Raw genomic sequence first — 12,389 nt, 5'->3', positions numbered from 1 at the left:
TAAATTGAAGTTAATGTTGACCACAGACCTGATTAGAGGCCTCATCTAAAGCAGCTTTGAGCTGGATGGCAAAGGTATCTGCTTCAGACTTTGTCATTGGGTTGCCATCTTTTTTGGTGACGAAGAAAATATCTTCGGCACGTTCGCCCAGGGTGGCAATTTTGGCGGAGTGAATATCTAAGCCTTGCATCATAAACAAGCCGCCAATTTTGGCGAGTAACCCGGGATGATCTAGTGTGGCAATTTCGACCATGTTTTGATTCAGCGCTGCATTGAAAGTCACTTCTACTGTATTTTCAATGTCAAAATGACGTAATTGACGCGGAATGCGGCGTTGCATCAGACCCGGATATTTATCTGACTGGCTCAAGGCATTCACTAAAGCCTCAATCACCATTTCTTCACGTTCAGGGTCTGTTAAGAGTGTGCCAAAACGGTCTAAGACCACGTAAGTATCCAAACTAAAGGCTTTGGTCGCAGTAATAATTCGTGCATCCTGAACGTCAAGGTTCATGCGGTCTAAAATAGCGACAGTTGTGGCAAATAGGTTGGGTTGGTCTTGCGTGTAAATAAAGATTTGTACTGCGTCTTGTGCTGATTTTCGGTGCGCGCGCATGAGCACTAATGGTGCAGGATTATCGCCATGCTCCAAAATCGCGCGGGTATGCCATGCAATTTCATCGGCAGATTCTTTAATAAAGTATTCATCGCCCAGTTCTTGCCAGACTTTTTCAACAGCACTGAGTTCAAAATCTTTAACCAGTAACTCGCTTGCCGCAAATTTGGTGTCTTCAATCAGCATTTGATAATCGACGGGACGCCCAAGTCCTGAGCGAATGACATCACGCGCTTGCGTATAAAGTTGGCGCATTAAGGATGCACGCCATGAGTTCCAGAGTGTTGGATTAGTCGCATTAATATCAGCAACCGTTAAGGTATAGAGATAATCTAAATGCTCCATATCTCCCATTTTTTCGGCAAATTCCTTGACCACATCGGGGTCAGAAATATCTTTTTTCTGTGCTGTGACTGACATCAACAAGTGATTTTTGACTAACCATGCCACAAGGTTACATTCACGTTCAGTAAATCCGTGTTTACGGCAAAACTCAATCGCATCTACCGCACCAAGTTCACTGTGATCACCACGACGACCTTTAGCAATATCATGGAAAATCGCAGCCAAATAAATAATGTCACGACGGGCTAAACGCTGAAATACCGAACTGACCACAGGAAAATCTTTCGCGAATTCAGGTTCTTTGAAGCGGCTTAAATTGCGGAGTAATAGTAAAATGTGCGCATCGACTGTATAAATATGGAATAAGTCGTATTGCATTAAACCTGTAATTTGACCAAAAGCGGGGATGTAATTGCCTAATACACCTAAGCGTTTCATAGTCACCAAGGTATTATACAAGCGGTGCGGTGAGCGCAAAATTGCCATAAACAGCGCTTGATGCGTTGTATCATCACGGAAACTTTGATCAATACGCTTGGCTGCAAGTGTCAGCAGGCGCAGTGTTCGTGCGCGAATTCCTTCAATTTCAGGACGATTGGCCAATAAATAGAAAATTTCTAAAATTGCGCTTGGTTTTTCTGAGAAAATTTTGTGGTGCTGCACGGCAAGTTTGCCATCGACCAGTTTAAAATTTTCATTAATTTCTTCAATGTTACGTTCATAATTAGGCAAACGCGGGGTAATGACCGACTCATTAAAATAGGCCAGCAACATTTCATTTAAAGTGGAAACTTGCTGTGCAGAGCGATAATAACGCTTCATAAATTGTTCAATCGGGTAATTTTGCGGTTTACCTTCTTCTCGAACATAGCCAAAAGTTGCTGCTATATCTCGTTGATAATCAAACAATAAACGGTTTTCATCACGTTTGGTTAAACGGTGGAGATGATGACGAATTTCCCATAAAAAGCTTTCGGCTTCTTCGAGTACACCCAATTCAAACTCTGAAATAAAACCTAAATGCACTAAGTCGTAAATACGATTGACCCGAAAATGGCGTTTGGCAATCCAGCCAATTTGGTTGATGTCACGAATACCGCCCGGAGCATTTTTAATATCGGGTTCTAAATTACTTTCGGTGTCATTGTGCTGCGCATAACGCTTGCTTTGTTCCTCCATTTTGGCATCAAAAAAAGTTTTATCTGTCCAAGTTTGCGAAACAATACGACGCGGCCATTTGGCAAGCTGCTGATTTCCCGTAATTAAACGCGCTTCAATCAAGGCAGTCGCAACAGTTAAATCACTGGTTGCCTGAATCACACAGTCCTGAATAGTCCGCACGCTGGTGGCAGGTTTGAAATTGCCAACATCCCATAAAGATGAAATAAAGGTCGAAATAAGTTGTTCTTGTTCTGCTGTAATTGCATCTTCCGATAACACCATAATATCGACATCGGAATAGGGCAGCATTTCTTTACGCCCATAGCCGCCCACTGCAAATAGGCTCAAATCGGTTTTGTCTAATTCAGCATGTTGCCATAAGAAAGTGAGCGCTTCATCAATCAGGTTAGAACGCGCCAAAATCACTTCACGAATGGATTGTCCATTTTCAAAACATTGTTGTAGCTGATTTTCGACATCGGTGCGCCATTGGTTAATGGCCTGAATGTCATGGTTGCTTTTTACATAATTCAGCAAGGGTAATGTAATGATCATGGACAATTCCGTTATGCAATGACGAGCTTAATTTTGATTTTCGTTTAAATGTACGCGAACAGTGTCCGCAGTATGCTGAGCTAGCTCACGCGCTTGCTCTGTGGTTTCTGCTCGTGCAGTGGCAACGCCCATACGACGACGCTCAAAACCTTCAGGTTTGCCAAATAAACGTAAATCTGTATCGGGATGTGCTAATGCAAGATTCAGGCCAGAAAATGAAAGATTCGTTGCATCGACACCTGCATAAATCACCGCACTGGCTGCAACGCTATGGCGTGTGGTATTGACAGGTAAGCCTAAAATCGCGCGGGCATGTAATTCAAATTCACTTTGGAATTGTGAAGCCAATGTCACCAAACCTGTGTCGTGTGGACGTGGAGATACTTCACTGAACCAGACTTTATCGCCTTTCACAAACAGCTCTACACCAAAAATACCGCAACCACCTAAGGCAGTAGTCACTTTGTGTGCAATTCGTTTGGCTTCAGTCAAGGCAGCATCACTCATGGCTTGAGGTTGCCAGCTTTCTACATAGTCGCCTGCATCTTGACGGTGACCAATTGGGTCGCAATATGAAGTTTCGATCGCACCAGTTTCTGGGTTTTTAGCACGTACGGTTAATAAGGTAATTTCAAAATCGAAGTCAATTTGTGATTCAACAATCACAGTGCCTTGATTGACACGCCCGCCAGTCTGGGCATATTCCCAAGCTGCATCAACTTCATCAAAGCAGGTGACACGCGATTGTCCCTTGCCTGAAGATGACATCACAGGCTTCACAAAGTTTGGATAACCAATGTCATCACATGCAGCGCGGAAAGATTCGAGAGAATTGGCAAAGCGATAAGCGGATGTCGGCAAACCTAATTCTTCTGCAGCCAAACGACGAATGCCTTCACGGTTCATGGTCAAATTTACCGCTTTGGCAGATGGAATCACTGTTGCAATATTTTGCGCTTCAATTTCAAGTAAAACTGATGTCGCAATGGCCTCAATTTCAGGCACAATTAAATTAGGTTTAATTTTTTCAATCAGTTGTTTTAATTCTGTGGCATCTGCCATGTTTAAAGTATAAGCATAATGTGCGACTTGCATGGCTGGCGCATGGTCGTAGCGATCGGCGGCATGTACTTCTACGCCTAAGCGTTGCAGTGAAATTACCACCTCTTTACCGAGTTCCCCTGAACCCAATAGCAAAACCTTGAAAGCAGAAGATTGAAGGGGAGTACCAATGGTCACGCTCATGTGAATCGTCCTTGCTAAAGTGGGCTTTTAGCATAGCAGAACTGTTCCATGAGTTAAGCCCTGTTTGCAATAAAATCATGATTTTGTCATCTCGTTGTATTGCATTCAGTGCTTTATAGTAATTAGGGCTGAATCCTGAAATAGCTCATTTGGGCGATCCAACCTCTAAATTTCAGCAACATTAGAACGAAAATGGCACATAGGTATAAATTAAACCATAGGTGATGGCTGCGGTAAGCGTGGCAGGGACGATTTTCTTAAACTTAAAATACAAACCTGTGAGTACTAAAAAGCCAATTAACATCGCAAAACTTTTATTGGGTGTTTCAAGCAAAGGTGGCAAGGTTGCAACCACAAGCATAGAGCTAATTGCGGCTATACCAATGCTGCCCAAAGCGATTTTAAGCCATAAAGCACCACGTTGCTGTGAGCCTTGTTGAAACTTTTGAATCACAAAAAATGGCCCAAAACGTGAGGCGAAGTTTGCGATACCGACCATAATACCGACCAAAATAATTTCTAAACTCATGATTTTGCTCCTGTATGTTCAGGGTCGGGTTGTTTTAAAACATAGTGTTTAAATAATCCCGCCAAAATACCTGAAGAAATCCCAATAAAAATTGCAGCAGATAAGTCAATAAAATAACAAGCTACGGCAGATACTAGAATGGTGATTCCCACGACAAAGGTGTGTTTCTTTTCAAATGCTGCCAATAAGAAGCTAAGGAATAAAGCGGGCAGTAAAAAGTCGAGCGCCGCTTGCAAAAACTGTGGCATTTTAGTGACTTGATCGGCAAATAATCCGCCTAACAAAGAGCCTAATGCCCAAGACAACCAACTAAATAAACTCAGTCCAAGCATCCATGATTCAGACCATTCCTGACGGCGCTGTGACAGTTTAATCATGCCTGAGGCAAAAACTTCATCGGTCAGACCCCATGACCAAATTGCAGTTTTTTTTAGGTTTAAACGATCTTGAATCAGGTTTTGTAAGGCCGGGCCGTAAAGTAAATGTCGAATATCCAAGGCGATTACCGTTAATGCGGTCATCCAGATTGAAGTTCCACTGCCCAATAAGGCAACGACTAAAAATTGACTCGCCCCTGCATACATCGAGCAAGATAAAAATAAGGCTTCCCATGCGCTAAAGCCGAATTGAGTTGCAGAAACACCAAAAGCAAAAGAAACAGGCAGATAGGTGAAAATAATCGCCTGACTATCTTTTGCACCTTGCCAAAAACTTGCTGCGGGCGCAGTTTGAATATTGTGTACGGACACGACACACCTTGTGGGAGAAAGTTGAACGATGGGTCAAATGAAGATTGTGTATTATACTTGAATTCATTAGCATGATGCCGAATTGTTTGTATGGGCGAACCGATATGTTGAAATTGAAAACACCTGTAATCCTGCTTGCTTCAATGTTATGCAGTAGCCTGTTATTGCAAGCGTGTAGCAATGACAACAACCCGCAAAAAACAGTAGAAATTAAGCCTGCGCCAAAACTCACCAATGATGCGACTGTGTATGCGCAAGCCGCGTGGGAATTAATGAATGAAGTTGAGCCGTACGTGTATCGTAAACAGCGTAACTTAATTGAAGATAAAGTCCGCAAACCTGCCCGTAAATTAAGTACCGACTGGCGTATTAATGTCAAAATGACCGACTCTGTAACGGAAGGGAAATATGCGCTGTGTCGTAAGGCTTTGACCAGTTTGGAAATTTGGGCACGTGCGACGATTGACAGTTCAAGCAGTCTTGCACAAAAACAAGCTGATTATGAACGGGATAAAAAACAATGTGCTGATGCTTTGGCGCATCCTGAATTGGGCAATACTGACCCGAAACAAAAGGGCAATGTGGTGCAGTCTTAATTGAGGTTGTTCTGCATTAATGTGATGCGGAATCGCCCATAAAAAAACCTCGATGTAAGCATCGAGGTTTTTTTATTGAATCAATGCTCGGCTGTAAGCATTGTTCTAAAACTAAACATAAAAACAATTAAACATTAAAACGGAAGTGTAAAACATCACCGTCTTGTAGGATATAAGTTTTACCTTCCAAGCGCCATTTACCTGCTTCTTTTGCACCTGCTTCGCCGTTGTATTGTACGAAATCCTCATAAGCAATACATTCTGCGCGGATAAAGCCTTTTTCAAAGTCAGTGTGAATTACGCCTGCTGCTTGTGGTGCAGTTGCACCTACTTTCACTGTCCACGCGCGGACTTCTTGTACGCCTGCAGTAAAGTAAGTTTGCAGACCTAACAGCGCATAACCTGCACGAATCACTACGTTCAGCCCTGGTTCTTCCATACCAAGAGCTTCTAGGAATTCTGCACGGTCTTCATCTTCAAGTAATGAAATTTCGGCTTCAATTTGGTTGCATAAAGGCACCACAATCGCATTTTCTTCTGCAGCAAGTTTTTTGACTGCATCTAAGTGCGGGTTATTTTCAAAGCCATCTTCTGCCACGTTCGCAATATACATGGTTGGTTTTAAGGTTAATAAACCAAAACCACGAACCAATTTGCGTTCATCGTCATCTAAATTGGCTGCACGTGCAGGCTTGCCATCATCCAGTAAAGGTTGGATTTTTTCTAAAACGGCTTTGGTCGCTACGGCTTCTTTATCGCCACCTTTGGCAGATTTTGCTAAGCGTGTAATGGCTTTACTTACCGTTTCTAAATCGGCCAAAGCAAGTTCGGTATTGATGGTTGCAATGTCATCTAATGGGTCAATTTTACCATTTACGTGAATGACGTTTTCATCTTCAAAGCAACGAACTACATGCGCAATCGCATCGGTTTCACGAATGTTGGCAAGGAATTGGTTACCTAAACCTTCACCTTTAGATGCACCTGCAACCAAACCTGCAATATCCACAAATTCCATCGTGGTGGGTAATACACGTTGCGGATTTACGATTTCCGCCAATTTGTCCAAACGTGAATCTGGCACAGGTACAATGCCTGTATTTGGCTCAATGGTACAGAACGGGAAGTTTTCCGCTGCAATTGCAGCTTTGGTTAAAGCATTAAAAAGCGTAGATTTACCAACGTTTGGCAGGCCCACAATACCACAATTAAAACCCATGAATAACTCACAACGTGTTATTTAAAAATTAGGCACGATTTTACATGAAAGGGCAGATAAAGTCAGGTCATCGGACAGATGTTTCTCCAATCTAGCGTGCTTGATGCTGTACGTTGAATTTCTTTTCGGAATTGATTTTGAATTGCTGGCTGTTTCGCCTGAATTTTGAATAAAAAGTACATTGTAATTATAAGAGGCTATGACTAAAGTATGACAAGCACAGTATTGATACTGCTTTGGATATCAAAATTTTAAATATGGAGATTTTATGCGCATCTTATACCAGTTTCCTTTGTCTCATTTTTGTGAGAAAGCTCGCTGGTTATTGGATCATAAAGAGTTAGATTATGATGCGCAAAACTTAATTCCAGGCGTGCATCGCGCTTTTGCCCAATTAAAAACAGGGCAAAATAAATTACCTATTTTACGTGATCAAGACCGCTTGATAGCAGATTCGACTCAAATTGCTTTATATCTAGATGATATTTACCCCGAACATGCCTTGTTACGCAGTGATGCCGAACAATATAAACATGCGTTGGCCATAAATACTTTGGCTGATGAATTGGGGCAGCATGTGCGTCGATGGGGGTTGGCGCATGCATTATCTGAAAGTGAAGAACCTTTGGAAATTTTAATTGGCGAAAAAGGCTATTTGCGTCAATTTTCTAAATATTCCAAGCCAATTATTAAAGCCTTGGTGTCTAAGGGCTATCAGCTCGATCAAGATAAAGTTGCAGAATCCAAACAGCGGATGGATGAATTAATTGTCATTTTAAATCAGCATTTGATTGATAATTACGGGCGTTATTTTGTGGGTGAGCGTTTAGGTTTAGCCGATATTTCAGTGTGTTCGATGCTTGCACCTATTTTGGAAATTTCTGGAACGCCGTGGGAAAAAGAACATGATGAAGTGATTTCTGAAGAATTTAAAGATTATAAAAAATATTTGCTGGATTTACCTTTAGGGCAATATGTTTCTCGTATTTATCAAACTGAGCGTAATGCACGTGTAGATTGGCGCGGTATTTAAATGTTATCGCCTCAGATAAAATACGCGCAATCTGCGCGTATTTTTTTGGATACTGATGTATAAAATCTAGAACTAAGAGTTAGAACAAAGAATTTAAGTTATTCAAATCAAAATTCTGTACCAAGTTTGGCAGGGTAGCTAAATCAAATTGTGTATCAGATGTTCCACCAGTTAAACCACCAAGCGCATCGCCTAAAGCAGGAACTAAGCTATCAATATTGATCTCTGAACTGGTTGTAGATGACGCACCTTGCAGTAAGTCGCTGATGTTAAAATCTGAACCAAAAATTAAGTTGTCAAAGTCATCACTTAAGTCATCTAAGCTGAAACCGCCAGTTGTATCTCCAGTCAGATTATTTAATAAACCACCTAGATCAAAGTCACTTGCAAGCTGACCTTCAGGATTAAGCAACGCAAGAATTGGTTCTAGGGCAGCGATATCTAGCCCACCTAAATCACCACCGATGTTGCCACCAATTAAGCCGCTTGCCAATTGCGCAATTTCTGCAATATCAAGATCGCCATTACCTTGGATTAAGCCACCTACAAGTTCTGCAATGACCGCGATATCCATGCCGCCTAAACCTCCACCGATGTTGCCGCCAATCAAACCACTAACCAGTTGAGCAATTTGTGCAATATCAAGATCACCATTGCCTTGCATTAACCCGCCTACCAATTCAGCAATCGCTGCGATATCCATGCCGTCTAAATTGCCAGTATTGCCGCGAATTAAACCACCAACCAGTTGTGTGATTGCAGCCATATCGAGGTCACTATTGCCCGAAATCAAACCGCTGACCAATTGAGTAATTTGAGCAATGTCAAGATTACCTGTATTGCCACAGATTAATCCATTCACTAATTGGGTGAGTTTCGTAATATCTAAATCACCTGCATTGCTGCCAATCATGCCGCTGAGTAAGTTGGTGATGGAAGCGATATCGAAACTACCACTATTGGATTGTGTCAGTTTGCTAATTAAACTGGTGATATCTAAGTTGGTATTCGAGCTTGAAAATTGGCCGATTAGATTGGTTAGGCTAGAACTATCTAAGCTGCTGCCAGAGAGTAAACTTTTTAATAAAGAATCTAGGGTAGGTGTGGTCGAGGTCGAACTAGTCAGGCTGCCAAGCAAACCAGAAAAGGTATTGCTTAAAGAGCCACCACTTAAGAGTCCATCGAATAAAGAGCTGGTCTGAGTTTCTACGGTAAATACAGAGCTAATTTTATTTTCAGCAAGCTTAGAGATTTAAAAGCCATGACGATTCCTTGTATTTTTATTGGTTTTGTTGTGCTGCATTGTGCTTATTGTCGAGCGCATCTGTTTTAATACATTTCTATACACTTGTAAAAGATAGACGGTCGGGATTGTGAAAATGTATGAGTAGATTCGTTGTTTTGTTGAGTTTTTTAAATTTAAAAATTTGAAAATCAATAAATTAGAAAGCTGTTCCGTTTGTCTGTTAAGTTGTTCAAAACGATAAGCGGTGATCTGTTGAATCATAAACATTTTGCTTTAATAATGGAAAATAATTTTCGATAAAGATGCTTAGTCTGCAAAATAATTTAAGTATAATGGCAGCATGAGTTTAAATTTTATCAGATTAGATTGAGTGCTTGAAAATGGAATTAGATCGCTACGATAAGCATATTTTAGAAATTTTAAGCAATGAAGATGTCAATTTGAATGAACTTTCCGAGCGGGTTAATCTGTCGGTAAGTTCGGTGCATCGCCGTATTAAAAGTCTGATCGATCATAAAATTATTTCAGGTTTAAAGCGTGAAATTAATTATCAAAAACTGGGCTTTAGTTTGCATGTGTTGTTGCAGGTGTCTTTGAGCAAACACGATACCGATATTTTTGCCAAATTTTTGGATGAATTGGAAAGCATTCCTGAAGTGATACGTGCATTTTTGGTGACAGGACAGACTGCAGATTTTATTGTAGAGGTTGTGGCACGAGATATGGAAAATTACAGCGAAATTTTATTAAAACGGATTGGTAAAATTGAGCATGTGGCAGGTTTGCATTCTAGCTTTGTGATTAAAGAATATGATGTTTTAAACTGTCATGGTTTATTAAATAAAGTTTAATTTATTAGAATCTTAGAATTATTTTGACTGGATCTATAAAAAAACGCACGAGAACGTGCGTTTTTAGGAATTGCAGTTAGACCGATTATGCGTCTAATTGTGCTAAAACTTCATCAGAGAATTCAACATTGGTATATACGTTTTGAACATCATCTAAATCTTCAAGCATATCAATCATTTTCATAATTTTTTTCGCTTGATCGATGTCTGTAATTTCTGCTTTGGTCGATGGACTCATAACCACTTCAGCATTGTCAGATTTCAAACCTGCTGCTGTTAGCGCATCTTGAACTATACCAAAAGCTTCTGGCGTAGTAATAACCAAAATGCCATCTTCAGACACTTCAATATCTTCTGCGCCAGCTTCTAAAGCCACTTCCATCACTTGATCTTCTAAAGATGAATCTTCAAATGAAATTTCACCACGTTTGGTGAATAGGAATGCTACAGAACCATTGGTGCCTAAGTTACCGTCAGTTTTAGAGAAACAGTGACGTACATCTGGCACGGTGCGGTTTAAGTTGTCTGTCATGGTTTCTACAATAACCGCAACACCACCTACACCATAACCTTCATAGGTTACTTCTTTAAGATCGTCGTTATCTTCACCGCCTGCACCACGCTGGATGGCACGGTTAATGACGTCACGTGTCATGTTAACTGAAAGTGCTTTTTCCACAACAGCACGTAAACGAGGGTTACTTGCCGCATCTGGACCGCCGAGCTTTGCAGCAGTTGTTAATTCACGAATAAATTTGGTAAACAACTTACCACGACTAGCATCTTGTTTGGCTTTACGATGCTTAATGTTGGCCCACTTGGAATGACCCGCCATGCGAACTATGCTCCTTACAGATTGGCAGTATGCCTATCAAAATTGCGCCCATTCTAACATAAGCCCTTTTTTTAGATAAAGGGCAGAGTTTTAGGTTTTTTAAGTGTTGCTTTGAGTTGTTTTTGGCTCAGGAATGACAATATCTAAGCCCACTTGTTCTTTATATAATTGTTGGATAATTGCCATATCGTGATCTAAATCTGTCGGATAGATTTTGCCAAAAATCCCACCTTGTTTGGTTTGTGAGTTGGCATACATTAAAACGATAGGCACATTGGCTGCTTTGGCAATATGCCAAAAACCTGTACGAATTGGCTTGCGGGCTTCACCTGTTTTTGCGCGAGTTGCTTCGGGTGCGATGACCAAATTGAAATGTTCATTTTGATCAAAAAGTTCGACCATTTGCGACACAATATCTTTGTTAGATTTACGGTCTACTGGAATACCGCCGACTTTTTCTAAAATAGGTTTAAGTGGCCCTTTAAAAAGCTCTTTTTTGATTAAAGTATGGATTTTAATATCATAAATTTGGAACAGAGCAAGCGAGAGGATTGCATCCATCATTGAGGTGTGTTCAAAACCGACGATCACTTGTTTGTTTTCGAGGACGTTGGGTTCTACCTGATATTGCCATCCTGCAAGTTTGAATGCGGATTCGCCTATAAATTTTTTCAACATAGATGTAACAGCTGATGAATCTGGAAATGCATAATTTCTGCTTGTTTTATATAAGAGTCAACAGAAAATTGTTTGAAATATAGCAATCTCAAGTGATGCAGTTGATATAGCGTTATATCTTTTATTGGTTTTAACTCTAAATACTTTGTTTTTAATATTAAAAATATATGAATTGAGAGAAATTAAGTCTTAAATTGAGCAAAAATGCACTATTCAAATGATTTGTAAATCATTAGACTTTGGTCGTAATTAGCTATGATTCTATTCATCATTTCACTATTCCACGCATCATGGAAGGATACTAAAGTGGCTTATTTGACGACTTTTCTTGTGGCATTGACTGTGTTGTTATTGGTCTTGGTATGGTCAATGTTTGAGTTGTTTTTAGAAGTGCGTAAAGAGAAGCGTTTAAAGTTGCATCGGGCAATGTTTCGGAAAGTGAAGGTGTAGTTTTTATATTTCAATAATAATCAAATTCGTCTGCTGACTATCTATACAGCAATTTCTGAAAATGGCTTGTGTTTTTAAAAAATCTTCGCTAGTATTCTTTGCGCTTGAACTTGTTGAAATATAACAAATTCAATTATAGGGCCTATAGCTCAGTCGGTTAGAGCAGCGGACTCATAATCCGTTGGTCCCCAGTTCGAGTCTGGGTGGGCCCACCAGTTTCAAAACCCCGTAACTATTTGAGTTATGGGGTTTTTTACGTCTATATAGCTGAAAAAAGATAC

12 protein-coding genes and 1 tRNA gene are annotated in these 12,389 nt (G+C 40.5%); 5 read left to right on the top strand and 8 right to left on the bottom strand.

The window, feature by feature from the left end; all coding sequences use genetic code 11:
• Positions 1-10: 10 nt before the first annotated feature.
• From glnD to HYG89_RS00135, 4 genes are all read right to left on the bottom strand, one after another.
• Complete coding sequence (gene glnD / locus HYG89_RS00150; protein ID WP_178865516.1) at positions 11-2,677, bottom strand: [protein-PII] uridylyltransferase; 2,667 nt, start codon at positions 2,675-2,677, stop codon at positions 11-13.
• A gap of 27 nt (positions 2,678-2,704) precedes the next feature.
• Positions 2,705-3,922: a formate-dependent phosphoribosylglycinamide formyltransferase gene (purT, locus tag HYG89_RS00145; RefSeq protein ID WP_104851823.1), complete on the bottom strand. Its 1,218-nt coding sequence runs from the start codon at positions 3,920-3,922 to the stop codon at positions 2,705-2,707.
• A gap of 181 nt (positions 3,923-4,103) precedes the next feature.
• Positions 4,104-4,451, bottom strand: a complete 348-nt coding sequence (gene ygaH / locus HYG89_RS00140) for an L-valine transporter subunit YgaH (protein ID WP_004971441.1) — start codon at positions 4,449-4,451, stop codon at positions 4,104-4,106.
• Positions 4,448-5,185: an AzlC family ABC transporter permease gene (locus HYG89_RS00135; RefSeq protein WP_171062558.1), complete on the bottom strand. Its 738-nt coding sequence runs from the start codon at positions 5,183-5,185 to the stop codon at positions 4,448-4,450. Before HYG89_RS00135 ends, ygaH begins: the two co-directional genes overlap by 4 nt.
• A 119-nt stretch (positions 5,186-5,304) precedes the next feature.
• On the opposite strand from HYG89_RS00135, the gene HYG89_RS00130 reads away from it, so the two are divergent.
• Positions 5,305-5,796, top strand: a complete 492-nt coding sequence (locus HYG89_RS00130; protein WP_026438320.1) for a hypothetical protein — start codon at positions 5,305-5,307, stop codon at positions 5,794-5,796.
• A 127-nt stretch (positions 5,797-5,923) separates the two neighbouring features.
• Here the strand turns inward: HYG89_RS00130 and ychF are convergent, their stop codons facing one another.
• Positions 5,924-7,015: a redox-regulated ATPase YchF gene (ychF, locus tag HYG89_RS00125; protein ID WP_178865515.1), complete on the bottom strand. Its 1,092-nt coding sequence runs from the start codon at positions 7,013-7,015 to the stop codon at positions 5,924-5,926.
• A gap of 268 nt (positions 7,016-7,283) precedes the next feature.
• Between ychF and HYG89_RS00120 the strand changes: the two genes are divergently transcribed.
• The gene (locus HYG89_RS00120; RefSeq protein WP_178865513.1) at positions 7,284-8,048 is read left to right on the top strand and encodes a glutathione S-transferase family protein; all 765 of its coding nucleotides are present in this window, start codon (positions 7,284-7,286) and stop codon (positions 8,046-8,048) included.
• A gap of 79 nt (positions 8,049-8,127) precedes the next feature.
• On the opposite strand, the gene HYG89_RS00115 is transcribed toward HYG89_RS00120, so the two are convergent.
• Positions 8,128-9,186 (bottom strand): hypothetical protein, encoded by a 1,059-nt coding sequence (locus HYG89_RS00115; RefSeq protein WP_256733903.1) that lies wholly within the window; start codon positions 9,184-9,186, stop codon positions 8,128-8,130.
• A gap of 488 nt (positions 9,187-9,674) precedes the next feature.
• On the opposite strand from HYG89_RS00115, the gene HYG89_RS00110 reads away from it, so the two are divergent.
• Positions 9,675-10,145, top strand: coding sequence for an Lrp/AsnC family transcriptional regulator (locus HYG89_RS00110; protein ID WP_004971430.1), 471 nt, complete (start codon positions 9,675-9,677; stop codon positions 10,143-10,145).
• An 85-nt stretch (positions 10,146-10,230) separates the two neighbouring features.
• On the opposite strand, the gene HYG89_RS00105 is transcribed toward HYG89_RS00110, so the two are convergent.
• Entirely contained in the window at positions 10,231-10,980 is a 750-nt protein-coding gene (locus tag HYG89_RS00105; protein WP_070155957.1) for a YebC/PmpR family DNA-binding transcriptional regulator, read from the bottom strand.
• 99 nt (positions 10,981-11,079) lie between these two features.
• Entirely contained in the window at positions 11,080-11,658 is a 579-nt protein-coding gene (locus HYG89_RS00100) for a 1-acyl-sn-glycerol-3-phosphate acyltransferase (RefSeq protein ID WP_178865510.1), read from the bottom strand.
• A 306-nt stretch (positions 11,659-11,964) separates the two neighbouring features.
• Between HYG89_RS00100 and HYG89_RS00095 the strand changes: the two genes are divergently transcribed.
• Both HYG89_RS00095 and HYG89_RS00090 read left to right on the top strand, forming a co-directional pair.
• Positions 11,965-12,108, top strand: a complete 144-nt coding sequence (locus HYG89_RS00095) for a hypothetical protein (RefSeq protein WP_154320842.1) — start codon at positions 11,965-11,967, stop codon at positions 12,106-12,108.
• Positions 12,109-12,246: 138 nt separating this feature from the next.
• Positions 12,247-12,323: transfer RNA gene (locus HYG89_RS00090), tRNA-Ile, on the top strand.
• The last annotated feature ends 66 nt before the right edge of the window (positions 12,324-12,389 follow it).

This window comes from Acinetobacter sp. SwsAc5 (assembly GCF_013391485.1).
In the GTDB taxonomy this organism is placed as follows: Bacteria; Pseudomonadota; Gammaproteobacteria; order Pseudomonadales; family Moraxellaceae; genus Acinetobacter; species Acinetobacter towneri.
The sequence above is the reverse complement of the archived record's forward strand: the minus strand, read 5'-3'. Positions and strand labels throughout refer to the sequence as shown.